This is a genomic window from Micromonospora sp. WMMD975 (genome assembly GCF_029581215.1).
Lineage (GTDB): Bacteria > Actinomycetota > Actinomycetes > Mycobacteriales > Micromonosporaceae > Micromonospora.
The window spans coordinates 777,843-801,752 of the sequence record NZ_CP120739.1; the positions used below are offsets into that span (position 1 = coordinate 777,843).

Sequence of the window (23,910 nt, forward strand, 5' to 3'; positions counted from 1 at the left end):
GAGATGACGACCACCACGCTCCGTCCACCCGCCCGGCCGACCGGGCCGGCGAAGGCCACCCACCAGGCCGAGCGGCTCTGGAAGGCCAGCCCGCTCACCTGGGTCGGGCTGGTCCTCGGCGTGCTCCTGTCGCTGTTCCCGTTCTACTGGATGATCGTGATCGCCTCGCGGACCAACGACGCGGCCAACTCCTGGCCGCCGCCGTTCCTGCCCGGCGGCAAGCTCGGCGAGAACATCGAGCGGGTGCTGTCGAACAGCGACGCCAACATCGTCAAGGGCCTGATGAACTCGTTCCTGGTCTCCGGGACGATCACCATCGCCACGGTCTTCTTCGGCTCGCTCGCCGGGTTCGCGTTCGCCAAGCTCCGCTTCCGGGGCAAGAACGCGCTGCTGCTGATCATCCTCGCCTCGATGATGGTGCCGATCCAGCTCGGTGTGCTCCCGCTCTACATCCTGATGGCCAAGCTCGAGTGGTTGAACACCATGCCGTCGGTGACCGTGCCGTTCCTCATCGGCGGCTTCGGGATCTTCATGATGCGCCAGTACGCGGAGCAGGCGGTCCCGAACGAGCTGATCGAGGCCGCCCGGGTGGACGGCTGCTCCACCTGGAAGGTGTACTGGCACGTGGTGATGCCCGCGCTGCGCCCCGCCGCCGCGGTGCTCGGCCTGCTCACCTTCATGGAGCAGTGGAACCAGTTCTTCTGGCCGTTCGTGGTGCTGGCCGACCCGTCCAACCCCACCGTCCAGATCTCGCTGCGGAGCCTCAACACCGCCTACTTCGCCGACAACTCGCAGATCTTCGCCGGTACGTTGATCGCGACCCTGCCCCTGTTCGTCGTGTTCGTTCTGTTCGGCCGCCAGATCATCGGCGGCATCATGGAAGGCGCCGTCAAGTCGTGAGCAACCCAGCCAGCCCGCCCGCCGTCGGCGTTCTCGACGGGGGCCCGGCCCTGACCTTCCCGCCCGGCTTCCTCTGGGGTGCGGCCACCGCCGCGTACCAGATCGAGGGCGCCGCGGCGGAGGGTGGCCGTACGCCGTCGATCTGGGACACCTTCAGCCACACCGAGGGTCGGACGGTGTCCGGGCACACCGGCGACGTGGCCTGCGACCACTACCACCGGATGTCGGACGACGTGCGGCTGATGGCCGACCTGGGGCTGCGGTCCTACCGCTTCTCCGTCTCCTGGCCGCGGGTGCAGCCGGGCGGCGCCGGCGCGGTCAACCAGGAGGGGATGGACTTCTATCACCGCCTGGTCGACGAGCTGCTCGGCCACGGCATCGAGCCCTGGGTGACGCTCTACCACTGGGACCTGCCCCAGCCGCTCGAGGACGCCGGCGGCTGGCCGGCGCGGGACACCGCCGGCCGGTTCGCCGAATACTCGGCGCTCGTCGCCGACGCGCTCGGCGACCGGGTGAAGTATTTCACCACGCTTAACGAGCCCTGGTGCTCGGCGTTCCTCGGCTACGGTTCCGGCGTGCACGCGCCGGGGCGGTCGAACGGCGCGGACGCGGTCCGGGCCGGCCACCACCTGATGCTCGGGCACGGCCTGGCCGTGCAGGCGGTGCGGGCGTCCCGCCCGGAGGCGGAGCTCGGCATCACGGTCAACCTCTACCCGGTCACCCCGGCCACCGACTCGCCGGCGGACGCCGACGCGGCCCGTCGCATCGACGCGCTCGCCAACCGTTTCTTCCTCGACCCGGTGCTGCGCGGCGCGTACCCGGCCGACCTGGTCGCCGACCTGCGCGGCGTCACCGACTTCGGGCACGTCCGCGACGGTGACCTGGCGATCATCTCCACTCCGCTGGACATGGTCGGGGTCAACTACTACAGCCGGCACGTGGTCGCCGCGCCGGTCGAGGGCACGGAGCCGGAGCCCTACTGGCGGGCGTCGTCCTGCTGGCCGGGCAGCGAGGCCGTCCGGTTCGTCACCCGGGGTGTGCCGGTCACCGACATGGACTGGGAGATCGACGCCCCGGGCCTGGTGGAGACGCTGGAGCGGGTCCACCGGGAATACACCGACCTGCCGCTCTACGTCACCGAGAACGGCTCGGCGTTCGTCGACACGCTCGTCGACGGGCGGGTCGACGACCCGGACCGGCTGGCCTACTTCGCCTCGCACCTGCGCGCGTCGCACGCCGCGATCGAGGCCGGGGTGCCGCTGAAGGGTTACTTCGCCTGGTCGCTCATGGACAATTTCGAGTGGGCCTGGGGCTACACGAAGCGGTTCGGCATGGTCTATGTCGACTACGACAGCCAGGCCCGGATCGCGAAGTCGAGCGCCAGGTGGTACGCCGATGTGATCCGACGAAACGGCCTGGCCGCACAATAAGCTGGGCCAGCCAGTAACGGGCGGCCCGGCGCCGGGGGCCTCAACCGGTGCCGGGCCCGCCCGACCGTCGGAGGAGCACAGACGATGACAACGCAGCGCACCCGCTCGCTCGGGCGCCCGACCCTCGACGCGGTCGCGGCGCGCGCCGGCGTCGGGCGCGGCACGGTCTCCCGCGTGGTCAACGGCTCGCCGCAGGTCAGTCCGGAAGCCCGGGCCGCCGTCCAGCAGGCCATCGCCGAGCTGGGGTACGTGCCCAACCGGGCCGCCCGGGCGCTCGTCACCCAGCGGACCGACTCGGTTGCCCTGGTCGTCTCCGAGTCGGGGGAGCGGGTCTTCACCGAGCCGTTCTTCGCGGCGATCGTCCGGGGCGTCAGTTCCGGGCTGCTGGAGACGCCGATGCAGCTCTGGCTGGCCATGGTGCAGTCGCCGATCGAGCGGGAGCGGGTCGAGCACCACCTGACCAACCAGCACGTGGACGGCGTACTCCTGCTCTCTCTGCACGACGCCGACCCGCTGCCCACACTGCTCGAGGAGCGCGGCCTGCCGGCCGTGCTCGGTGGCCGGCCGGCCCGGATGCTGCACCCGAACGCCCAGCCGGCGTGGTTCGTCGACGTCGACAACGTCGGCGGCGCCCGGCAGGCGGTGGAGCACCTGTTCACCCAGGGGCGGCGGCGGGTCGCCACCATCGCCGGCCCGCAGGACATGGGCGCCGGCCTGGCCCGGCTCTCCGGCTACCGGGAGGCGGTGCGGGCCGCCGGGAGCGCGGTCGAGGCGGGCATGATCGCGTACGGGGACTTCAGCGAGGGCAGCGGCACCGCCGCCATGCGCCGGCTGCTGGACGCCTGCCCGGATCTGGACGCCGTCTTCGTCGCCTCCGACCTGATGGCCTTCGGCGCGTTGCGCGCGCTGCGTGAGGCCGGTCGCCGGGTGCCGGAGGACGTCGCGGTGGTCGGCTTCGACGACGCCCCGGTCTCCCGGCAGGCCGACCCGCCGCTGACCACGGTGTTCCAGCCGGTGGAGGAGATGGGCCGGCAGATGGCCCGCATGCTCGTCGCCCGCATCCGCGGTGAGGACGTGCCCTCGCCACACGTCCTGCTGGACACCGAACTCATCCACCGCGCCTCCGCCTGACCCCGCGCCGGGCGCTCAGGACCAGCGGCGCAGTTCGCGCCGGGCCAGGGAGGCGCGGTGCACCTCGTCCGGGCCGTCGGCCAGGCGCAGCGTGCGGGCCTGGGCCCAGAGCGCGGCGAGCGGGGTGTCCTGGCTGACGCCGGCCCCGCCGTACGCCTGGATCGCCTTGTCGATCACCCACTCGGCCATCGCCGGGGTGGCGATCTTGATGGCCTGGATCTCGGTGTGCGCGCCCTTGTTGCCGACGGTGTCCATCAGCCAGGCGGTCTTCAGCACCAGCAGTCGGGCCTGCTCGATCCGGACCCGGGACTCGGCGATCCACTCCCGCACCACGCCCTGCTCGGCGAGCGGGCGGCCGAACGCGACCCGGTCGAGGGCGCGCCGGCAGAGCAGTTCCAGGGCCCGCTCGGCCATGCCGACCAGCCGCATGCAGTGGTGGATGCGGCCCGGCCCGAGTCGGGCCTGGGCGATGGCGAAGCCGGTGCCCTCGGCGCCGACCAGGTTCTCCACCGGCACCCGGACGTCGGCGAAGTCGATCTCGGCATGCCCGCCGTGCGGCGCGTCGGAGTAGCCGAAGACGGTCATTCCGCGCCGTACCGTCACGCCCGGTGTGTCCCGGGGGACCAGGATCATGCTCTGCTGGCGGTGCCGCTCGGCGTCCGGGTCGGTCTTGCCCATCACGATGAGGATCTCGCAGCGCGGGTCCATCGCCCCGGACGACCACCACTTGCGGCCGGTGACGACGTAGTGGTCGCCGTCGCGGGCGATCCGGGTGGCGATGTTCGTCGCGTCGGAGGAGGCGACCTCCGGTTCGGTCATGCAGAACGCGGAGCGGATCTCCCCGGCCAGCAGCGGCGCCAGCCAGCGCGCCCGTTGCGCGTCGGAGCCGAACTCGGCGAGCAGTTCCATGTTGCCGGTGTCCGGCGCGGCGCAGTTGAGCGCCTCCGGGGCCAGGTGCGGGCTGCGGCCGGTCAGCTCGGCCAGCGGCGCGTACTGGAGGTTGGTCAGGCCGGCGCCGTAGCGCGCGTCCGGCAGGAACAGGTTCCACAGCCCGCGGGCCCGGGCCTCGGCGGCCAGCTCGGCCAGCACCGGTGGGCGGGCCCACGGGTCGCCGGCCGCGGTCACCTGTTCGTGGTGCACCGGCTCGGCCGGGTAGACGCACTCGGTGAGGAACGCCTCCAGCCGTTGCCGCAGCTCGACCGTCCGGTCGTCGTACGCGAACTCCATCTACTTCTCCCTGACCGCGTGCAGACCGTGCGCGACGAGCGGCGCCACCATCTCGCCGATCCGGTCGAAGCCCTCGCCGAGCGTCTGGCCGAGGGTGTGGCGGTAGTGGATGCCCTCGCAGATCACCGCCAGCTTGAAGCAGCCGAGCGCCACGTGCCAGTGCAGCGGGCCGACGTCGACGTCGCTGCGACCGGCGTAGCGGTCGATCAGCTCGGCCCCGGTGGGGAAGCCGGCCCGGGGACCGAGGCCGTCGGCGACCGGGTTGCCCTCGGCGTGGTTGCTGTCGCCGAGCACGTCCCAGTAGGTGAGCAGCAGGCCGAGGTCGGCGAGCGGGTCACCGAGCGTGGCCATCTCCCAGTCGAGCACGGCCCGTACCGTCACCGGGTCGACGGTGGCGAGCAGATTGTCCAGCCGGTAGTCGCCGTGCACGATCCGGCCGGCGTTCGCGCCCTCCGGCACGCTGCCGGCAAGCGCGTCGCGCAGCTCGTCGACGCCGGGCAGCGGGCGGCTGCGGGAGCGGTCGAGCTGACCGGCCCAGCGGCGGACCTGCCGGGCCAGGTAGCCCTCCGGCCGGCCGAAGTCGGCGAGCCCGACCTCGGCCGGATCCACCCGGTGCAGCGTGGCGAGCGTGTCCATCATCGCCATGGCCAGGTCACGCCGCTGCCCGGCGGTGAGCGCGTCGGTCTGCTCGCGGCGCCGGTAGACCTCGCCGTCGACCTTGGCCATCAGGTAGAACGGCGCGCCGATCACGCTGTCGTCCGGGCAGAGCAGGAGCGGCTCGGGGACCGGCACCCCGGTCGGGGCCAGTGCCGAGATCACCAGGTGTTCCCGGGCCATGTCGTGCGCGGTGGCCAGCACGTGCCCGAGCGGTGGCCGGCGCAGCACCACCTCGCGGTCGCCGGCCCGCAGCAGGTAGGTCAGGTTGGACTTGCCTCCGGCGATCAGCCGCGCGGACAGCGGCCCGGTCAGGTCCGGCCGGTGCGCGGCCAGGTGGGCGGCGAGCCGGTCGAGGTCGAGCCCGGGTGGCGTCGGACCGGTCGGGGGTCGGGCGGCGTCGACGGCCGGATCGGTCATCGGGATAGTTGATGGCAGCTCAGCTTTGTTGTCAAGGCCGGATTTTCCCGGCGGGACATGCCGCCGCAACGGGGTCGAAATGGTCAGCCGGCAGGCTGGGGCCCAGCCTGCCGGCCACCGCCGGCCCGCCGAGCGGAGGGATCAGACATGCTGCTGCGAGTTCGGGTGACCCTGCCGGACCGACCGGGCACGCTCGGCCAGGTGGCCCGGACACTCGGTGTCTCCGGCGCCGACATCGTGCAGGTGGTGGTGCTGGAGCGGCTCGGCGGGCGGGCGGTCGACGACTTCACCGTGGTCTGGCCGGGCGCGGCGCGGGTGGAACGGCTGCTCGCCGGGCTGGCCGCGATCCCCGGCGTACGGGTGGACGGGGTGTGGCGGGCGATCGGCGCGCCGACCACCACCGGCCAGGACGCGGAGCTGCTCGCGCAGGTGGCGGCGAACCCGACCGACGGGGTGGCCACGCTCGTCGACGCGGTGCCGGGGCTGCTCGCCGCGGACTGGGCGGTGGCCGCGGTCGTGCCGCTGGACTGGGCGTCGCGCAGCGGCGGGTCCGGCTCGGCCACGGTCGGGCACGCGAGCTGGCGCGCGCCGGCGCCGCCCCGGTTGCCCGAGGTGACCCCGTTGCGGGCCCGCGCCATGACCAGCCCGGAGGGGCACCACTACGCGGTGGCGCCGTTCGGCCGGGCCGGCCTGGTCCTCGTGGTCTCCCGTGACCACAGCGAACCGCTCTCGGCGGCCGGGTTCCACTCCACCGAGGTGGACCGGCTCGCCCAGCTCGTCCGCGCCAGCGCGGTGATCCTCGGCGACCGGCTCGACCTGGTGGGCGCGCCGCCCGTGACCACCGTCACCTGAGCCGGGGCGGAGCGTCACCCGGGGGCAACGGGCGCGCAACAGGCGACCGGCATGGTCGTCGGTGAGGAAGGGAGACAACGATGGCGCTGTGGCGGATCCGAGCCACCGTGGACGACCGGCCGGGCTACCTGTCGGTGCTCACGGCGAGCCTCGCGTTGCGCGGGGTCAACATCCTCACCGTGCAGGTGCACACCACCGAGGTCGGTGCGGTCGACGACTTCCTGGTCGACGCACCGGATTCGGTGACCGAGGCGGACCTGCGGGCCGCGGTGGAGCGGGGCCGGGGGCGGGACTGCTGGGTGGCGCGCAGTGAGGCGCGCGGGCTGGCCGACGAGCCGACCCGGGCGCTCGGGCTGGCCGGTCGGCTGGTGCGTGACCCGGAGGCGGCCGGCGCGACGCTGCGTACGCTGCTCGGCGCCGACGCGGTGACCTGGCGTCCGATTCCGGCGTCCGCACCCGGTGGCGTGGGCGGCACCACGATGCTGCTCACCGACCCGGCGGGCGGCGCCTACGAGCTGCGCCGCCGGGAGCCGACCTTCACCCCGGCCGAGTACGCCCGGGCGCAGGCCCTGGTCGAGCTGGCGGCGACGGTGGGCCGGCGGGACACCGACCGGGTCGTCCTGGTGCTTCCCGACGGCGCCGAGGTGTCGGTGCGCACGGCCAGCGTCGACGACGTCCCGGCCGTACGCGAGCTGCATGCCGGCTGCTCCGAGCGGAGCCGGCAGCGGCGTTACCTGAGCGGGGCGGCGGACCCGTCGCCGGCCCGGCTGCGCCGGCTGCTGGAGCCGGCCCGGGGGTTGACCCTGCTCGCCACGGCGGGCTCCGGCGGGGCGGCGGAGCCGGTCGTGGCGATGGCCAACCTGGTCGGCGAGGGGGACGAGGCGGAGGCGGCGCTGCTGGTCCGGGACGACTGGCAGCGTCGGGGCCTCGGTTCGGCGCTGTTGCGCCGCCTGGTCGGGCACGCCGACCGGGCCGGTTACGCCGCGGTGCTGCTGCACGTGCAGGCCGAGAACACGCCGATGCTGCGCACGCTGCGCCGGCTGGACCGGCCGGCGGCCCTGGAACGCGACGGTGGTGTGCTGACCGCGGCCGTGCCGCTGGCTCCCGCCGAACGGGTGGGCGTGCCGGCCGCCCGAGAGCCGAGGGCCGTCCGACCGGCGTGGACCGGCCGGGACACCGCGGCGGGCCTGCCGGCGCAGCGGCCGGGTTGAGCTGACGGTAGCCCGGCCGGGTCCACTGGCGAGCCGCAACGGCGCGGCACGCCGACGGGCCCGGCGGGGAGCCGACACCGGCGCCGATGCGGCGCCACCCTGACCGACCTCCGATGCGGGGGACGGTGACACGACGGGGCCTCCGGTGCGGGGGCCCCGTTCGTGTCACCGGACGGTCAGCCGCGCGCGGCAACCTGGGCGACGAACGCCCGCCAGGAGACCGGCTCGAAGGCGAGCGCCGGGCCGGTCGGGTCCTTCGAGTCCCGCACGCCGACGACGCCGGGAAGGTTGTCGGCGACCTCGACGCAGGCCCCTTGATTACTGCCGCTGCGGGTGCTCTTGCGCCAGTGCGCGCCAGTCAGGTCCATGACTTTGCCACTTCCGTTATCAACTCGGCGGACTGTTGCAGTGTCAGCGCCTCGGCGAGGATGGCTTCCCATTGCTCGCGTAGGGCCGCTAGCTCGGCGGCCCGCTCGACCACCTGACCCCGCAGCCGGTTGTCGAGATAGCCCACGTCAACCAGGTCCGCCAGGGTCGCGACGACAAACGGCCCGTCGAGGCCAGCGTACGCGCCGACCCCACGCGGTACGACGTGGATTCTGACCCGCCGCCGGTGCTGGCTGAGCTGCGCCAGGTGGAACAGTTGCTCGCGCATCACCGCGGGGCCACCGACGGGACGCCGAAGAACTGCGTCGTCCAGAACGGCAACGAGGTGCGGTGGGTCGTCGCTGGCGAGAATCTGTTGCCGCGCAAGCCTTTTAGCTACCCGCGTCGCCACCTCCTCGGCGCTGATCCTGCCGTCGCTGCCGAACACGGCGCGTGCGTACGCCTCGGTTTGCAAGAGTCCGGGTACCCACGCGACCTCATACCACCGCAACGTGCGGGCCTGCTGCTCGTAGGTAATCCACTCGCGTAGCCAGAGCGGCGCGGCGTCGAGGTCGGAGAGCCGGTCGAGTAGACGCGCGAAGACGCCCCCGGTCTTCAGCGCACGATCGATCGCGGCGGCGTAATCGCCCGTCGGCGGGCGCGAGCCGGTCTCAACGGCGCTGACGTGGGTGCCCGAGTAGCTGATGAGCTTGCCGAAATCGTCCTGACTGAGGCCGCGAGACGCACGCGCGTGCCGTAGCTCGTCGAGCAGGATCTCCGCGGCTGTCATGGTCATGTTCCCCAACCCTTCCCCACCTTCTACCCGCGCGTCTTCGTGGCTCCCCACCAGGACAAACGCTGACCGCCGCAGTCTCTCCGACATGGCCGAACACCTTCCGACACTAAGCGGTCACGCACGAGAGTGTCATCAGGACGGCGCGGCCGGCAGGGACCACCCGAGACCCGGCGGCCGTGTCAGTCAGGGGACCGCCTCGTCCGGCAGGCACCAGCGCGGGGCGGTCCCCCTCCCGTTTCCACTCGGAAGGAGGGCGTGTCCGTGCCCGAGGAGAATCCGATTCCCGACGTCGCCGGCCGCGACGGCGCTCTTCCCGCGACCGGGCGACGGCCGGTGACCGCGCCGCGTCGCCGCCGGCCGGAGGTGCCCGCGCTGCGTACCGGCGACGTCCTGCACCTCACCCGGGCGGCGTCGCCGCAGTTCGCCCGGCCGATCATGGCCCGGCTGATCCGGGTGCTGGACTGGACGACGTACGACGGTTGGTTGTGGGCCGACGTCTACCAGCTCGGCCCGGACGGCGACGCGACCGCCCGCCGGTCGGTGTTCCTGCGGCGGAGCGGGGTGCGTGTGCTGACCGCGGGGCCGCCGGTGTCGCAGCGCCGCCCACGCGTCGGCGCTCTCGTGTGATGGCCCGCCGCCCCGGCCCCGCCGACCACGTCCCGTCGCGGCCCACCTGGCGCTGCCGTGCTTGCGGGGTGGCCTGGCCGTGCTCGACGGCGAAACTGAGCCTCCTCGCGCGCTACCGCGAGCGGAAGGCCGAGCTGAGGGCGTACCTCCTGAGCCTGCACGAGACCGCGGCCGAGGAACTGGCCGGGTTGGACGGCGGTCGGCGCCCGGTGAACCTCGAAGACCGCTTCACCGCCTGGGCCGAGCATCGGTAGGCCGGACGCCAGTTCGGTGAAATGGTGGTATCCGACCACCGGCGATGCCACCACTTCACCGAACTGGTGTCGCCCGGCCAGCTCCTCGTCGTCGCAGGCCAGCGACGCGACAAGCGCGCCGTTGGAGGCGTTTATCGCGGCCAGCAGCTCGTCGGTGGTGTCCACCACGACGATGGTGTCGACCGGGCCGAACGGCTCGGCGTGCATCAGGCGGGACCGGCCGGGCGGGGCGAGCAGCACGGCCGGGCCACGTACGCCGAGGTGTCCTGCCCGTCGAGGAAGGGCGGGCCGTCGAGCTTGCCCCGGTGCAGCGACCCGGGGCACCGGCGAGTAACGCACGGGGGTGGATCGGCGGTCGTCTTCCCAACCGGCGGGCGTGAGATTACATTGTCAACTATCCATGGGAGCGCTCCCGCGCCTCCATGGACCACCCACCACCACCGCCGCCGCACGGCGGCCCGACCGGCCCACGGTCGAGTCGGGCCGCCGTGCGGCTTCCTCCACAGGAGCTCGCCATGCCCCGATCGACCCCGCCGCCGCGCGGTCGTCCCTATCGCCGATCCCTCGCCGCCGGTGTCGCGCTGGTGGCCGCACTGGCCGCCGCCGCGCCCGTCCCGGCCGCCGCCGCACCCGCCCGGGCCGCCGGGGCGCAGGCCGCCGCGGCCACCTTCAACTACGCCGAGGCGTTGCAGAAGTCGCTGTTCTTCTACGAGGCGCAGCAGTCCGGTAAGAAGCCCTCCTGGAACCGGGTCTCCTGGCGCGGCGACTCGGCGCTCACCGACGGCGCGGACGTCGGCCTCGACCTCACCGGCGGCTGGTACGACGCCGGCGACCACGTCAAGTTCGGCTTCCCGATGGCGTTCAGCACCACCATGCTGGCCTGGGGCGCGGTCGAGTACCGGGACGGCTATGTCGCCTCCGGCCAGCTCAGCCACCTGCTCAACAACCTGCGCTTCGTCAACGACTACTTCGTCAAGGCGCACCCCGCCCCGAACGTCCTCTACGGCCAGGTCGGCAAGGGCGACGACGACCACAAGTGGTGGGGGCCGGCCGAGGTGCTGCCGATGGCGCGTCCCGCGTACAAGATCGATGCGAGCTGTGGCGGCGCGGACCTGGCCGGCGAGACGGCGGCGGCGATGGCCGCGTCGTCCATGGTGTTCCGCTCCACCGACGCCGCCTACGCCGACAAGCTGCTCGGCCACGCCAAGCAGCTCTACACGTTCGCCGACACCGTGCGGAAGGCGTACAGCGAGTGCATCACCGACGCGGCGGCGTTCTACAAGTCGTGGAGCGGCTACCAGGACGAGCTGGTCTGGGGCGCGATCTGGCTCTACCGGGCCACCGGTGACGCGGCCTACCTGACCAAGGCGGAGAGCGAGTACGACAAGCTCGGCACCGAGCCGCAGTCCACCACCCGCTCCTACAAGTGGACGCTCGCCTGGGACAACAAGCAGTTCGGCGCGTACGTGCTGCTGGCCAACCTGACCGGCAAGCAGAAGTACGTCGACGACGCGAACCGGTGGCTGGACTACTGGACCGTGGGCGTCAACGGGCAGAAGGTGCCCTACTCGCCCGGCGGGATGGCGGTGCTCGACTCCTGGGGCGCGCTGCGCTACGCCGCCAACACGTCGTTCGCCGCGCTCGTCTACAGCGACAAGACCACCGACGCGACCCGCAAGGCCCGCTACCACGACTTCGCGGTCCGGCAGGTCAACTACGCGCTCGGCGACAACCCGCGCAACTCCAGCTACATGATCGGGTTCGGGAACAACCCGCCGAAGAACCCGCACCACCGCACCGCGCACGGCTCCTGGTGGGACAGCCAGACCGTGCCCACCGAGACCCGGCACGTGCTCTACGGCGCGCTCGTCGGCGGCCCGTCGTCGGCCAACGACGCCTACAGCGACAGCCGCTCCGACTACGTGATGAACGAGGTGGCCACCGACTACAACGCCGGTTTCACCTCCGCGCTGGCCCGGCTGGCGAACGAGTACGGCGGCAGCCCGCGCGCCGGTTTCCCGACCGCCGAGACGCCCGACATGGACGAGCTGACCGTGGAGACCACGGTGATGCAGGCCGAGCCGCGGGCCACCGGGCTCAAGGCGATCATCTACAACAAGTCGGCGTTCCCGGCCCGCGCGCTGACCACCGGAAAGTTCCGGTACTACTTCCGGCCCGACGGCACCGGTCCGGTGACCGTCACGCCCGGCTACACCCAGGGCTGCCCGTCGCCGTCGACCGCCAAGCAGTTCAGCGGCGACATCTGGTACGTCGAGGTGGACTGCACCGGCTACACCATCGCGCCGGCCGGGCAGTCGCAGCACCGGATGGAGGTGCAGTTCAAGATCGGCGTGCCGGAGGGCGGCACCTGGGACCCGACGAACGACCCGTCGTACCAGGCCACCGCCGGGCCGAACCGGAAGGTGCCGCTCTACTCCGGCGGGGTCCGGGTGTGGGGCGACGAGCCCGGCCCGGCCACGCCGGACACCACCGCGCCGAGTGTGCCCGGCACCCCGGTGGCGTCCAGTGTCACGGCCACCGGTGTGACTCTGACCTGGCCCGCCTCCACCGACACCGGCGGCAGCGGCCTGGCCGGCTACGAGGTCACCCAGGCGCAGACCGGCAGCGACGCGCTGGTGCTGCGCCAGGCCACCACGAACACGCTCGCGGTGACCGGCCTGACGCCCGAGCGGACGTACTCGTTCACCGTGCGCGCGCTCGACGGCGCCGGCAACCGGTCCGCGGCGTCGGCGGCGGTGAGCGTCACCACGCCGGCCGCCCCGGCGCCGGACACCACCCCGCCGACCGCGCCCGGTACGCCCACCGCCTCCGCGGTCGGCTCGACCGGACTGACGCTGACCTGGGGCCCGGCCACCGACGCGGTCGGGGTCACCGGCTACCGCGTCTACCGGGGCGGAAACGTCCTGGTCGGTTCCACCACCGGCACCACGCTCGCGGTGACCGGCCTGACCGCCTCCACCACGTACACCTTCACCGTGGTCGCGGTGGACGCGGCCGGTAACGTCTCGCCGGCCTCGTCCGGCGTCACGGTCACCACCACGGCACCGCCGACCGGCGGCGGCTGCGCGGTGACCTGGACGGCGAACACCTGGGACACCGGGTTCACCGCGAACGTCACCGTCACCAACACCGGCACGACGGCGCTCAACGGCTGGACGCTCGCCTTCACCTTCCCCTCCTCGGGGCAGAAGGCCGGGCAGGCGTGGTCGGCGAACGTCACCCAGACCGGCACGTCGGTGACCGCGTCGAACCTGGCCTACAACGGGACGCTTGCGGCGGGGGCGTCGACGAGCTTCGGCTTCAACGGCACCCACACCGGCAGCAACCCGAAGCCCACCGCCTTCACCCTCAACGGTTCCGCCTGCACCGTTTCCTGACCGCCGACCGGCGCGCGTGGCCGGTCACCGCATCCGGTGACCGGCCACGGCACGCCAGCGAGAAACCACCGAAACTTTTCCGAAACATATTGTCCGGACGGATGCCCGATGAAAGCATCGGCATACATAGATTTATTGACCCAGCCGTCCAGTCGTCCCCGCCCAGACGGCTCGGGTGCTGGCCAGTGAGGAGGCCACAGTGCCAATGAGCCCATCCGTTCATCCCGGCGGGACCCGGCGGCGGCGACCGCCAGCCGTCAGGGCGCTGATCGCCGGCGCGGTAAGCGCCGTGACGGTGGCCGCGGTCGCGGTGATGATGCCGTCGGCGAACGCCGCGGCGAGCACGCTCGGCGCGGCAGCCGCGCAGTCGGGGCGGTACTTCGGCACCGCCATTGCCGCGAGCAGGTTGAACGACTCGACGTACAGCACGATCGCGGCGCGTGAGTTCAACATGATCACGGCTGAGAACGAGATGAAGCCGGACGCGACGGAGCCGAACCAGAATCAGTTCAACTTCAACTCCGGTGACCAGATCTACAACTGGGCCACCCAGCGTGGCCTGAAGGTCCGCGGGCACACGCTGGCCTGGCACGGCCAGCAGCCGGGCTGGATGCAGAACATGCAGGGCAGCACGCTGCGCAACGCGATGATCAATCACATCAACGGTGTGATGGGCCACTACAAGGGCAAGCTCGCCGCGTGGGACGTGGTCAACGAGGCGTTCAACGAGGACGGCAGCCGCCGTAACTCCAACCTCCAGGGCACCGGCAACGACTGGATCGAGGTGGCGTTCCGCACCGCGCGGGCGGCCGACCCGTCGGTCAAGCTCTGCTACAACGACTACAACATCGAGAACTGGTCGTACGGCAAGACGCAGGGCGTCTACCGGATGATCCAGGACTTCAAGTCCCGTGGTGTGCCGATCGACTGCGTCGGGTTGCAGACCCACTTCACCGGCGGCAGCTCGCTGCCGAGCAACTTCCAGACCACGCTGTCCAGCTTCGCCGCCCTCGGCGTGGACGTGGCGTTGACCGAGGTCGACGTCACCAACTCCTCCACCTCCCAGTACGCCGGGCTCACCCAGGCGTGCATCAACGTGCCCCGGTGCATCGGCATCACCGTCTGGGGTGTCCGCGACAGCGACTCGTGGCGCTCCAACGAGAGTCCGCTGCTGTTCGACGGCGGCGGCAACAAGAAGGCCGCGTACAACTCGGTCCTGAACGCCCTCAACGCGGCGGCCCCCACCTCGGGACCGACCTCAGGGCCGACCTCGGGGCCGACCACCGGCCCGCCGCCGTCCGGCGGCGCCGGACGGATCGTCGGCGTGCAGTCGGGCCGGTGCATCGACGTGCCCAACGCCACCCAGACGAACGCCACCCGGGTCCAGCTCTACGACTGCAACGGCCAGTCGAACCAGCAGTGGACGTACACGTCGAGCAAGCAGCTGATGGTCTACGGCACCAAGTGCCTCGACGCGAACGGCGCGGCCACCGCGAACGGCACCGGAATCATCATCTACGACTGCAACGGCCAGTCGAACCAGCAGTGGAACATCAACTCCAACGGCACCATCAGCGGCGTGCAGTCCGGCCGCTGCCTCGACGTCTGGGGCACCGGCAACGGCCAGCAGATCCAGCTCTACGACTGCCACGGGCAGAGCAACCAGCAGTGGCGGACCGACTTCAACGGCTCCACCTCGGCGCCGCCGACGTCCACGCCGCCGACCACGACGCCGCCGCCGAACGGCTGTGCGCTTCCGTCGACCTACCGGTGGTCGTCGACCGGCGCGCTGGCCAACCCGCAGAACGGCTGGGTCTCGCTGAAGGACTTCACGAACGTCGTCTACAACGGCAAGCACCTGGTCTACGGGTCGAACGTCAACAGCAGTGGCCAGTACGGCTCGATGAACTTCAGCCTGTTCACGAACTGGTCCGACATGGCCTCGGCCGGTCAGACCGGGATGGGCCAGGGCACCGTGGCGCCCACGCTGCTGTACTTCGCCCCGAAGAACATCTGGGTGCTGGCGTACCAGTGGGGACCGACCTCGTTCAGCTACAAGACGTCGAGCGACCCGACGAACGCCAACGGCTGGTCCTCGGCGCAGACGCTCTCCACCGCCAGCCTCCCCGACGCCCCGTACGGCGTGATCGACCAGACGCTCATCGGGGACGACCAGAACATGTACCTCTTCTTCGCCGGGGACAACGGCAAGATCTACCGGTCGAGCATGCCGCTCGGGAACTTCCCGGGCAGCTTCGGCTCCAGCTACACGACGGTCATGAGCGACTCGACGAACAACCTGTTCGAGGGCGTCGAGGTCTACAAGGTGGCCGGCCAGAACCAGTACCTCATGCTGGTCGAGGCGATCGGCAGCCAGGGGCGCTACTTCCGCTCGTTCACGGCCAGCAGCCTGGGCGGCTCGTGGACCCCGAACGCGGCCACCGAGAGCAACCCGTTCGCGGGCAAGGCCAACAGCGGCGCGACGTGGACCAACGACATCAGCCATGGTGACCTGGTCCGCACCAACCCCGACCAGACCAAGACCGTCGACGCCTGCAACCTCCAGCTCCTCTACCAGGGCAAGAACCCCAACGCGGGAGGCGACTACAACCTGCTGCCGTGGCGGCCGGGTGTGCTGACCCTGCAACGCTAGGAACGAGGCTCAACCCGAGGGGCGTGTCCGGCACCGTGCCGGGCACGCCCCTCCGGCTGTCGGCCGTCGGCCGTCGCTCAGTCGGCCAGGTCCTCGGCGAGCAGGTCCATCAGGAGGCCGTCGTGCCAGCGTCCGTCCGGGCCGCGCTCGTAGCGGCGCATGATCCCCACCGGGCGGAACCCCACCTTCGCGTACGCCCGGATCGCCGCCGTGTTCGCCGCCGCCGGGTCGATGGTGAACCGGTGGTGGCCGTACTCGTCGGCCAGGTGCCGGGCCAGCGTGCGGATGGCGTCCCCGCCCAGACCGGACCCGCGTGCCGCCGGGTCGAGGAAGATGTCCAGGCTGGCGTGGCGGTAGTCGGGGTCGGACTCGGCGTACCACTGGATCGCGCCGACCAGCCGGCCGTCGTGCTCGATCACGTAGATGCTCAGCGAGTCGTCGGCCAGGTCGGCGCGGACCGCCCCGGCCAGGTCGTCGTCGCCGCGCCACCAGCGGCGGACCTCAGGGGTGGCCCGGATCGCGGCCAGCGCCTCCACGTCGGCGTCCGTCGCCGGCCGCAGCGTCACCGCCCGTCCCCGCAGCACCGCCTCAGCCCCGCCGCTCGCCGTGCTCGACGCAGACCGCCGACCAGCCGGCCGGCACGACCTGCACCTTCATCCGCCGCCGGCAGGACGCGCACCAGCGCGGCGGCTCCCACGCCCGGGCCGCCGCGCACGCCGGGTGCGGGCCGGCGGCCACCGACTCGCCGCACCTGTCGCACCAGCGCGCCGCCGCGCCCACGTCGCCGGCCGGCACGGCGGGTCGAGTCAGCTCCGTCACCATCGCCTCACAGGGTCGCCGAGAGCGCCTTCACCGGCATCTTCAGGTCGTTCAACAGTTTCAGGTCGTCGGTCGCCGGTCGGCCCAGCGTGGTGAGGTAGTTGCCGACGATGACCGCGTTCACGCCGCCCAGCAGGCCGTCGCGGGTGCCGAGGTCACCGAGGGTGAGTTCCCGGCCGCCCGCGTACCGCAGGATGGTGCGCGGCATGGCCAGCCGGAACGCGGCGATGGCCCGCAGCGCGTCCTTGCCCTCGACCACCGGCTGGTCGCCCAGGGGCGTGCCGGGGCGCGGGTTGAGAAAGTTGAGCGGCACCTCGTGCGGGTCCAGCTCGGCGAGCTGGGCGGCGAACTCGGCCCGCTGCGCCACCGACTCGCCGAGCCCGAGGATGCCGCCGCAGCAGACCTCCATGCCGGACTCGCGGACCATCCGCAGCGTCTCCCAGCGCTCCTCCCAGGAATGCGTGGTGACCACGTTGGGGAAGTGGGAGCGGCAGGTCTCCAGGTTGTGGTTGTAGCGGTGCACACCCATCTCGACCAGCTCGTCGACCTGCTCCTGGGTGAGCATGCCGAGCGACGCGGCGACCTGGATGTCGACAGCCGCGCGGATGGCCGCCACGCCCTCGCGCATCTGCTTCATCAGCCGGGCGTCCGGGCCGCGCACGGCGGCCACGATGCAGAACTCGGTGGCCCCGGTCGCCGCGGTCTGCCTCGCGGCCTCGACGAGTGCCGGGATGTCCAACCAGACCGAGCGGACCGGCGAGGTGAACAGACCGGACTGGGAGCAGAAGTGGCAGTCCTCCGGGCAGCCGCCGGTCTTCAGCGAGACGATGCCCTCGACCTCGACCTCCGGTCCGCACCACCGCATCCGGACCTCGTGGGCGAGTTGGAGGGCGGCGGGCAGGTGCTCGTCGGGCAGGTTCAGCACGGCGAGGATGTCCGCCTCGTCCAGGCCGACGCCGCTGCCCAGCACCCGGGTCCGGGCCTGGTCGAGGATCTCTGGCATGGCTCGTAACCTAACAGGCCGCCGGAGCGGCGGGAAACCGTCGTGAGCGGCCCGGCGAGCCGGGACCGCGCCACGCCGGGACCGCCGGCCCGGGTGGTAACTTCGCCCCGCGGAAGCGCCCGGCGGGGGCGACGCTCGGCGGGAGGGGACGACGCGGTGGCGGACTGGCTGGCGGCCCTGGACCGCGCCGCCTCCCGGCGGGCCGAGGCGGGCCTGACCCGCACGCTGCGCCCGCGCGCCGCCGGCGACGCCGTGGTCGACCTGGCCGGCAACGACTACCTCGGCCTGGCCACCCACCCGGAGGTCACCGCCGCCGCCACCACGGCCCTGTCCCGGTACGGCCTGGGCGCCACCGGGTCGCGCCTGGTGCGCGGCTCCACCGACCCGCACCACGCGCTCGAAGGCGAGCTGGCCGACTGGCTCGGCGTCGACCGGGCGCTCGTGTTCTCCTCCGGCTACCTGGCCAACCTCGCCGCCGTCCGGGGCCTGACCCAGCCGCGTACGCTGCTCGTCTCCGACGCCCACAACCACGCCTCGCTGATCGACGGCTGCCGGATCTCCCGCGCCGAGACGCTCGTGACGCCGCACGCCGACGTGACCGCGGTGGCCGCCGCGCTGGCCGCCGCGCCCGGCCGCCCGGCCGTGGTGGTGACCGAGTCGGTCTTCTCCGTCGACGGCGACCTGGCCCCGCTCGCGGAACTGCACGCGGTGGCCCGCCGGCACGGCGCGCTGCTGCTTGTCGACGACGCGCACGCGCTCGGCGTCACCGGCCCGGCCGGGGCCGGTGGGGTGGCCGCCGCCGGGCTCGCCGGCGAGCCCGACGTGGTGGTCACGGCGACGCTGTCCAAGGCGCTCGGCGGCGCCGGCGGCGTGGTCGCCGGCCCGGCGGAGTTCGTCCGGCACCTGGTGGAGACCGGCCGCACGTTCATCTTCGACACCGCGCCGCCACCGGCGGTGGCGGCCGGGGTGCACGCCGCCGCGCGGCTGGCCCGGGCCGGCGACGCGCTCCGCGCCGAGCTGGCCGACCGGGTCGCGTTCGCGGTGCGCCGGCTGGGCGCGGCGGGGCTGGCCGTCTCCGCGCCCGACGCGGCGGTGGTGTCGGTGACGGCGCCCGGGCCGGAGGCGGCGACCGCGTGGGCGGCGGCCTGCCGGGACCGGGGCGTGGCGGTCGGCTGCTTCCGCCCGCCGTCCACGCCCGACGGGCGCTCCCGGCTGCGGCTGACCATCAGCGCCGGGGTGGACCGGGCGGACTTCGAACGGGCGCTGGACGTGGTCGTGGAGTGCGCAGCCGTGAGCGTGAGGAGTGAGCCGGGTTTGCGAGCCCCGCAGTCGCGAACGAAGGAAAGCTCATGAGTGACGGCTGGACCGGAGCGGTGCTGGTGACCGGCACGGACACCGAGGTCGGCAAGACCGTGGTGACCGCGGCCGTCGCCGCCGCCGCGCAGGCCGCCGGCCTGCGGGTCGCGGTGGTCAAGCCCGGTCAGACCGGTACGGCCACCGGCGAGCCCGGCGACGTCGACTCGGTGAACCGGCTGGCCGCCCCGCTCACCGGCCGGACGCTCGCCAGCTATCCGGACCCCCTGGCCCCGCTCGCCGCGGCCCGGGTCGCCGAGCTGCCGCCGCTGGAGCTCTACCACGCGGTCGACGCGATCCGCGAGGAGGCCGACAAGCACGACCTGGTGCTCGTCGAGGGCGCCGGCGGCCTGCTGGTGCCGATGGGCGTGCGGCCGTCCGGCGAGCCGTGGACGGTGGCCGACCTGGCGGTGTCGCTCGGCGCGCCGGCAGTGGTGGTGGCCCGCGCCGGGCTGGGCACGCTCAACCACACCGCGCTGACGCTGGAGGCGCTGGAGCGGCGGGCCGTGCCGGCCGGCGTGGTGATCGGCGCCTGGCCGGCCGAGGCGGAGCTGGTGCACTGGCTCAACCTGTCCGAGCTGGTGCCGAACCTGCTCGGCGCGCTGCCGGCCGGCGCCGGCGGGATGGACCCGGGGGTGTTCCGCCGCTCGGCGCCGGGCTGGCTCACCCCCGCCCTGTACGGCGTGCTCGACGACTGGCGGGCCTGGGCCGAGGAGATCTGACTTTCGTCGGTGCCCGGACCGGTCGCGCGTAGGTAGCGTGGCCGCCGTGGACCTGCGCCGGATGTCGTCGGCGGCCCGGCACCGGGCCGGTGACCTGCTGCTCTGGGCCGTGCTCGGGACGCCTGTGGCGTACGCCCGGCTCACCCCGCCGTGGCGGCCGTACGAGGCGCTGCTGCTGGCCGGCGTGTTGGCGCTGCTCGGCCTGGCGGTGGCGTCGGCCCGGAGGTGGCCGCTCGCGGCGGTGCTGGCGGTGGTGGTCGGCTCGCTCGTCGACGGCAACGTGGTGTTCGCGATCCCGGTCTTCGGCTACCTGGCCGGGCTGCGCAGCGCGCGGGCCGCGCCGGCCGCGGCCGTGTTCGCCGCCGTCGCGGTGAGCGGCACCGTGCTCAACCTGGGCCTGCTGGGCACCGAGCCGGCCACCTGGTTCCTGCTCGCCTCGGTGCTGCTCTTCGCCGGTGTGTTCCCCTGGCTGCTGGGCCGGCTGCGGCGGCAGCACCGGGCACTGGCCGCGGCCGGGCGGCGGCACGCCGAGGCGGAGCGGCGGAGCGCGGAGGAACGGGTACGCCTGCGCGAGCGGGCCCGGATCGCCCAGGACATGCACGACTCGCTCGGGCACGACCTGAGCCTGATCGCGTTGCGGGCCGGTGCGCTGGAGCTGGCGCCCGAGCTGCCCCCGGCCCAGCGCGCGGCGGCGGGGGAGCTGCGGGCCAGCGTCGCCGCCGCCACCGAGCGGCTGCACGAGGTGATCGGCGTGCTGCGCGAGGAGCGCCCCCGACGGCCACCTGGCGAAACGGTCGACGACCTGGTCGACGGCGCCCGCGACGCCGGCATGATCGTCGACCGGCGCGACGGGGCCGACACCGTGGACGGGGCCGCCGGGCCGCGCGCGGGGCGGGCGGACGCCGACCTGCCGCCGCTCGTCGCGCACGCCGTGCACCGGGTGGTCCGGGAGGCGTTGACGAACGCCGCCCGCTACGCCCCGGGCGCCCCGGTCACGGTCGCCGTGGAGCGCGCCGCCGACGCGGTCACGGTCGCGGTGGTCAATCCGCGGCCGCCGGCCGGCCCGCTGCCCGGGCCGGCGTCGCACGGCTCCGGGCTGCTGGCGCTGCGCGAGCGGGTACGCCTCGCCGGCGGCACCCTGGACGCCGGCCCCCGGGACGGCGGTTGGGCGGTCACCGCCCACCTTCCGCTGACCGTCGCAACCGCCGTCGCTACTGCCCAGCACCACCCGTCGGACGGTGCTCCGCGGGACGGCGCCCGGCCGGACGAGGCGGCGCACCGCCTCCGAGATGCCCGCCGTCGGGTACGCCGCAGTCTGCTCGTCGCGGTCGGCGCGCCGGCCGGGCTGGCCCTGGTGCTCGCGCTCGTCTACTACCCGCTCGCCACGGCCGGCGCGGTGCTGGACCGGCCCGGCTACGACCGGTTGCGGCTCGGCGAGCAGCGCGACACGCTCGGGCTGCCCCGCCGGCAGGCCGACCCGCCGCCGGACGGCGTGGCGCCCGGCTGCGAGTACTACACCGACGGCAACTTCCCGTTCGCGGAGGCGAGCTGGCGGCTCTGTTTCACCGGCGGGCTACTGGTCAGCAAGGAGCGGATCGCGTCATGACCGACGACCACGGACGCCCGGTGCGGGTGGTGCTCGCCGACGACGAGGCCATGGTCCGCGCCGGGGTGCGGGCGATCCTGGCCGCCGACCCGGGCATCGAGGTGGTCGGCGAGGCGGGCGACGGCCACGCCGCGGTGGAGCTGGTGCGCGCGCACCGGCCCCGGGTGGTGCTGCTGGACATCCGGATGCCCCGCTGCGACGGGCTCGACGCGGCGGCGCAGATCCGCCGCCTGGTGCCGGAGACCGCGCCGGTCATGCTCACCACGTTCGGCGACGACGACCTGATCGCCCGCGCGCTCGGCCACGGCGCCGCCGGCTTCCTGCTGAAGTCCGGCGACCCGCGGGAACTGCTGGCGGGGGTGCGCGCGGTGGCCGACGGCGGGGCGTACCTGTCGCCCCGGGTGGCCCGCCGGGTGATCGAGCTGAGCGGCGGACGGATGGCCCGCGGCCCGTCCGCCCGGGACCGGCTGGCCGGGCTAACCGACCGGGAGCGGGAGGTGCTCGCCCTGGTCGGGGCGGGCCTGTCCAACGCCGAGATCGCCCGTCGGCTGCACCTGGTCGAGGGCACCGTGAAGAGCTACCTGACCAGCGTCTTCACCCGGCTGGACGTGCGCAACCGGGTGCAGGCGGCGATCCTCGCGTACGAGGCGGGGCTGGTGCCGCCCACCGGCTGACCAGCCCCGCCCGGCCCGGGCGCGGGTCAGGCGTCGCGCCGGGCCAACGCCCACCGGCCGAGCAGCAGCGCGGCGGCGGCCCAGCCGGCGAGCAGCAGCAGCCCCACCGCCGCCGGGTACGGCTCGGTGTCGCCGGCCAGGAAGTGGGCGCCGGCCACCGCGGGGAACCCGTCGGCGATCCGGGTGAGCACGGTGATGTCCGGCTCCTGCAACGACAGCGGCACGATGTACAGCAGCGCGAGGAGCACGGTCAGGGCCAGCACCGGGCCGCGCAGCGCCGCGGCCAGCCCGAGCGCCAACACACCCAGGAGCGCCAGGTACGCGGCGCAGGCGAAGATGTCGGTCACGGTCACACCCAGCGGCGCCCGCCCCCACTCGCCGAGCACCGGCCGGGCCACCGCCGCGCCGACCGCGCCGAGCAGCAGCCCGACTCCGAACGTCACCGCGCCGACCACGATCGCCTTGGCGGCGAGCACCCGGCCCCGCGACGGGGTGCAGCGCAGCGTGGTGCGGATGGTGCCGGTGGCGAACTCGCTCGTGACCGCGAACAGGCCGAGCGCGAGCACGACGAACTGGGTCAGCTCCAGCGAGCCGGCCACCACGTCCCCGACCGGCACCACGCCCGGGTTCACGGTCGGGTCGTCGTCGGTGTTGGCGTTCACCGCGTAGATGGCGAGCTGGGCGGCGGTGGCCGCCATGGTGACCAGCGCCGCGACGAGCGTCCACCAGGTGGAGCGTACCGACCAGAGTTTCGTCCACTCGGCGGCGACCGCACCGGCGAGCGGGTGGCCGGCCGGCGCGGGCCGGGATGCCGGCCGGGTCCGGTCGAGCGTGGGCGTCGTGGTCATCGGATCCCGCCTCCGGTCGGGCCGGCGGCGTACTCGACGCTGCCGGCGGTCAGTTCCAGGAACGCCTCCTCCAGGGAGGGCGCCACCGGGGTCAGCTCGTGCAGCGGCACCCCCAGCTCGTACGCGAGGTCGCCGACCCGGCCGGCGGTGCTCCCGGTGACGGCCAACCCGTCCCCGTCGGCGGTGACCGTCGCGCCCTCGGCGGCCAGCCGGTCGTGCAGGGCGGCGAGCGTGGCCGGCTCGGGTCCGCGTACCCGGACCGTGGCGGCCGGTCGGGCGGCGATCAGCTCGGCCAGCGGCGCGTCGGCCACCAGCCGCCCGCGGCCCAGCACCACCACCCGGTCGGCGGTCTGCTGCATCTCGCTCATCAGATGGCTGGAGATCAGCACGGTGCGGCCCTCGTCGGCGAGTTGACGGGTGAACCCGCGGATCCACCGCACCCCGTCCGGGTCGAGCCCGTTGACCGGCTCGTCGAGCAGCAGCACCGGCGGGTCGCCGAGCAACGCGCCGGCGATGCCGAGCCGCTGCCCCATGCCCAGCGACAGCGCCCGTCCCGGCTTGCCGGCGGCCCGGCCGTCCAGGCCAACCAGGTCCAGCACCTCGGCCACCCGCCGGGCCGGTACGCCGTTGCTGCGCGCCATCGCCCGCAGGTGCGCCACACCGGAGCGGGCCGGATGCACGCCGGTGGCGTCGAGCAGCGCGCCGACCTCGTACAGCGGGTGTCGCAGCGTGCGGTAGGCCCGGCCGTTGACCAGAGCCGTCCCGGCGGTGGGCCGGTCCAGGCCGAGCACCATCCGCATGGTGGTGGACTTGCCCGCGCCGTTCGGGCCGAGGAACCCGGTCACCTGGCCGGGGCGGATCTCGACGGTCAGGTCGTCGACGGCGGTCACCCCGCCGAACCGTTTCGTCAACCCACGAAGTGTGATCATGCGCCGACGCTAGGCGGCGGCACGTGCGCGCCACCGC

Annotated in this window: 21 protein-coding genes and 2 pseudogenes; 13 read left to right on the plus strand and 10 right to left on the minus strand. The window is 73.5% G+C overall.

Annotation, left to right across the window (positions count from 1 at the left end; all coding sequences use genetic code 11):
- The first annotated feature begins 3 nt into the window (after positions 1-3).
- The 3 genes from O7613_RS03550 to O7613_RS03560 all read left to right on the plus strand — a co-directional run bounded on the left by O7613_RS03550 (position 4) and on the right by O7613_RS03560 (position 3,461).
- A complete protein-coding gene (locus O7613_RS03550; RefSeq protein WP_282292056.1) occupies positions 4-900 on the plus strand; it encodes a carbohydrate ABC transporter permease in 897 nt (298 codons plus the stop codon).
- Positions 897-2,330 carry a GH1 family beta-glucosidase gene (locus O7613_RS03555; protein WP_281584209.1) on the plus strand — a complete coding sequence of 478 codons (1,434 nt, stop codon included), beginning with the start codon at positions 897-899 and terminating at the stop codon, positions 2,328-2,330. The genes O7613_RS03550 and O7613_RS03555 overlap by 4 nt, the downstream gene beginning before the upstream one ends.
- 84 nt (positions 2,331-2,414) lie before the next feature.
- Complete coding sequence (locus tag O7613_RS03560) at positions 2,415-3,461, plus strand: LacI family DNA-binding transcriptional regulator (RefSeq protein ID WP_281584208.1); 1,047 nt, start codon at positions 2,415-2,417, stop codon at positions 3,459-3,461.
- A gap of 15 nt (positions 3,462-3,476) precedes the next feature.
- On the opposite strand, the gene O7613_RS03565 is transcribed toward O7613_RS03560, so the two are convergent.
- The gene (locus tag O7613_RS03565) at positions 3,477-4,688 is read right to left on the minus strand and encodes an acyl-CoA dehydrogenase family protein (RefSeq protein WP_282292057.1); all 1,212 of its coding nucleotides are present in this window, start codon (positions 4,686-4,688) and stop codon (positions 3,477-3,479) included.
- Complete coding sequence (locus O7613_RS03570; protein WP_282292058.1) at positions 4,689-5,762, minus strand: phosphotransferase family protein; 1,074 nt, start codon at positions 5,760-5,762, stop codon at positions 4,689-4,691.
- A 147-nt stretch (positions 5,763-5,909) separates the two neighbouring features.
- On the opposite strand from O7613_RS03570, the gene O7613_RS03575 reads away from it, so the two are divergent.
- Both O7613_RS03575 and O7613_RS03580 read left to right on the plus strand, forming a co-directional pair.
- Positions 5,910-6,614, plus strand: a complete 705-nt coding sequence (locus tag O7613_RS03575; protein ID WP_281584205.1) for an amino acid-binding protein — start codon at positions 5,910-5,912, stop codon at positions 6,612-6,614.
- An 80-nt stretch (positions 6,615-6,694) separates the two neighbouring features.
- A complete protein-coding gene (locus O7613_RS03580) occupies positions 6,695-7,825 on the plus strand; it encodes a GNAT family N-acetyltransferase (protein ID WP_282292060.1) in 1,131 nt (376 codons plus the stop codon).
- A gap of 176 nt (positions 7,826-8,001) precedes the next feature.
- Here the strand turns inward: O7613_RS03580 and O7613_RS03585 are convergent, their stop codons facing one another.
- A complete protein-coding gene (locus O7613_RS03585; RefSeq protein WP_282292062.1) occupies positions 8,002-8,193 on the minus strand; it encodes a DUF397 domain-containing protein in 192 nt (63 codons plus the stop codon).
- Positions 8,184-8,987, minus strand: a complete 804-nt coding sequence (locus tag O7613_RS03590) for a helix-turn-helix transcriptional regulator (protein ID WP_282292064.1) — start codon at positions 8,985-8,987, stop codon at positions 8,184-8,186. Before O7613_RS03590 ends, O7613_RS03585 begins: the two co-directional genes overlap by 10 nt.
- 363 nt (positions 8,988-9,350) lie before the next feature.
- On the opposite strand from O7613_RS03590, the gene O7613_RS03595 reads away from it, so the two are divergent.
- Together O7613_RS03595 and O7613_RS03600 are read left to right on the plus strand one after the other, a co-directional pair.
- Positions 9,351-9,614 (plus strand): hypothetical protein, encoded by a 264-nt coding sequence (locus O7613_RS03595; protein WP_282294467.1) that lies wholly within the window; start codon positions 9,351-9,353, stop codon positions 9,612-9,614.
- Positions 9,615-9,682: 68 nt separating this feature from the next.
- Complete coding sequence (locus O7613_RS03600; protein ID WP_281590641.1) at positions 9,683-9,868, plus strand: flavin reductase; 186 nt, start codon at positions 9,683-9,685, stop codon at positions 9,866-9,868.
- 81 nt (positions 9,869-9,949) lie between these two features.
- Here the strand turns inward: O7613_RS03600 and O7613_RS03605 are convergent.
- Positions 9,950-10,179 (minus strand): annotated as a pseudogene (locus O7613_RS03605) (aldehyde dehydrogenase family protein); the annotation flags it as partial.
- 204 nt (positions 10,180-10,383) lie between these two features.
- On the opposite strand from O7613_RS03605, the gene O7613_RS03610 reads away from it, so the two are divergent.
- A complete protein-coding gene (locus tag O7613_RS03610) occupies positions 10,384-13,266 on the plus strand; it encodes a glycoside hydrolase family 9 protein (RefSeq protein WP_282292066.1) in 2,883 nt (960 codons plus the stop codon).
- A gap of 199 nt (positions 13,267-13,465) precedes the next feature.
- Positions 13,466-15,919, plus strand: a complete 2,454-nt coding sequence (locus O7613_RS03615) for a non-reducing end alpha-L-arabinofuranosidase family hydrolase (RefSeq protein ID WP_282292069.1) — start codon at positions 13,466-13,468, stop codon at positions 15,917-15,919.
- Positions 15,920-15,996: 77 nt separating this feature from the next.
- On the opposite strand, the gene O7613_RS03620 is transcribed toward O7613_RS03615, so the two are convergent.
- From O7613_RS03620 to bioB, 3 genes are read right to left on the minus strand one after another with little or no spacing between them, the layout of a single operon-like run.
- Complete coding sequence (locus O7613_RS03620; protein WP_281584198.1) at positions 15,997-16,503, minus strand: GNAT family protein; 507 nt, start codon at positions 16,501-16,503, stop codon at positions 15,997-15,999.
- Between the two features lie 4 nt (positions 16,504-16,507).
- Positions 16,508-16,741, minus strand: a complete 234-nt coding sequence (locus O7613_RS03625; RefSeq protein ID WP_281584197.1) for a hypothetical protein — start codon at positions 16,739-16,741, stop codon at positions 16,508-16,510.
- 4 nt (positions 16,742-16,745) lie between these two features.
- Entirely contained in the window at positions 16,746-17,741 is a 996-nt protein-coding gene (gene bioB, locus O7613_RS03630) for a biotin synthase BioB (RefSeq protein WP_281584196.1), read from the minus strand.
- A 156-nt stretch (positions 17,742-17,897) separates the two neighbouring features.
- Here bioB and O7613_RS03635 point away from each other — a divergent pair.
- The 4 genes and pseudogenes from O7613_RS03635 to O7613_RS03650 all read left to right on the plus strand — a co-directional run.
- Positions 17,898-19,028, plus strand: a pseudogene (locus O7613_RS03635) (8-amino-7-oxononanoate synthase); the annotation flags it as partial.
- A 62-nt stretch (positions 19,029-19,090) separates the two neighbouring features.
- Positions 19,091-19,816 (plus strand): dethiobiotin synthase, encoded by a 726-nt coding sequence (bioD, locus tag O7613_RS03640; protein WP_282292072.1) that lies wholly within the window; start codon positions 19,091-19,093, stop codon positions 19,814-19,816.
- Positions 19,817-19,862: 46 nt separating this feature from the next.
- On the plus strand, positions 19,863-21,422 hold the full coding sequence (locus O7613_RS03645; RefSeq protein ID WP_282292074.1) for a histidine kinase: 1,560 nt from the start codon (positions 19,863-19,865) through the stop codon (positions 21,420-21,422).
- Positions 21,419-22,096: a response regulator transcription factor gene (locus O7613_RS03650; RefSeq protein ID WP_282292076.1), complete on the plus strand. Its 678-nt coding sequence runs from the start codon at positions 21,419-21,421 to the stop codon at positions 22,094-22,096. The genes O7613_RS03645 and O7613_RS03650 overlap by 4 nt, the downstream gene beginning before the upstream one ends.
- A gap of 26 nt (positions 22,097-22,122) precedes the next feature.
- On the opposite strand, the gene O7613_RS03655 is transcribed toward O7613_RS03650, so the two are convergent.
- Together O7613_RS03655 and O7613_RS03660 are read right to left on the minus strand one after the other, a co-directional pair.
- The gene (locus O7613_RS03655) at positions 22,123-22,944 is read right to left on the minus strand and encodes an ABC transporter permease (RefSeq protein WP_282292078.1); all 822 of its coding nucleotides are present in this window, start codon (positions 22,942-22,944) and stop codon (positions 22,123-22,125) included.
- Complete coding sequence (locus tag O7613_RS03660) at positions 22,941-23,873, minus strand: ATP-binding cassette domain-containing protein (protein WP_282292079.1); 933 nt, start codon at positions 23,871-23,873, stop codon at positions 22,941-22,943. Before O7613_RS03660 ends, O7613_RS03655 begins: the two co-directional genes overlap by 4 nt.
- Positions 23,874-23,910: the final 37 nt, after the last annotated feature.

Bases quoted from the DNA above. Each gene is read 5' to 3' on its own strand.
- O7613_RS03660 (WP_282292079.1), bottom strand. From the start codon at position 23,873: ATGATCACACTTCGTGGGTTGACGAAACGGTTCGGCGGGGTGACCGCC.
- O7613_RS03565 (WP_282292057.1), bottom strand. From the start codon at position 4,688: ATGGAGTTCGCGTACGACGACCGGACGGTCGAGCTGCGGCAACGGCTG.
- O7613_RS03610 (WP_282292066.1), top strand. From the start codon at position 10,384: ATGCCCCGATCGACCCCGCCGCCGCGCGGTCGTCCCTATCGCCGATCC.
- O7613_RS03560 (WP_281584208.1), top strand. From the start codon at position 2,415: ATGACAACGCAGCGCACCCGCTCGCTCGGGCGCCCGACCCTCGACGCG.
- O7613_RS03590 (WP_282292064.1), bottom strand. From the start codon at position 8,987: ATGACCATGACAGCCGCGGAGATCCTGCTCGACGAGCTACGGCACGCG.
- O7613_RS03570 (WP_282292058.1), bottom strand. From the start codon at position 5,762: ATGACCGATCCGGCCGTCGACGCCGCCCGACCCCCGACCGGTCCGACG.
- O7613_RS03580 (WP_282292060.1), top strand. From the start codon at position 6,695: ATGGCGCTGTGGCGGATCCGAGCCACCGTGGACGACCGGCCGGGCTAC.
- O7613_RS03550 (WP_282292056.1), top strand. From the start codon at position 4: ATGACGACCACCACGCTCCGTCCACCCGCCCGGCCGACCGGGCCGGCG.
- O7613_RS03655 (WP_282292078.1), bottom strand. From the start codon at position 22,944: ATGACCACGACGCCCACGCTCGACCGGACCCGGCCGGCATCCCGGCCC.
- O7613_RS03585 (WP_282292062.1), bottom strand. From the start codon at position 8,193: ATGGACCTGACTGGCGCGCACTGGCGCAAGAGCACCCGCAGCGGCAGT.
- bioD (WP_282292072.1), top strand. From the start codon at position 19,091: ATGAGTGACGGCTGGACCGGAGCGGTGCTGGTGACCGGCACGGACACC.
- O7613_RS03625 (WP_281584197.1), bottom strand. From the start codon at position 16,741: ATGGTGACGGAGCTGACTCGACCCGCCGTGCCGGCCGGCGACGTGGGC.
- bioB (WP_281584196.1), bottom strand. From the start codon at position 17,741: ATGCCAGAGATCCTCGACCAGGCCCGGACCCGGGTGCTGGGCAGCGGC.
- O7613_RS03650 (WP_282292076.1), top strand. From the start codon at position 21,419: ATGACCGACGACCACGGACGCCCGGTGCGGGTGGTGCTCGCCGACGAC.
- O7613_RS03575 (WP_281584205.1), top strand. From the start codon at position 5,910: ATGCTGCTGCGAGTTCGGGTGACCCTGCCGGACCGACCGGGCACGCTC.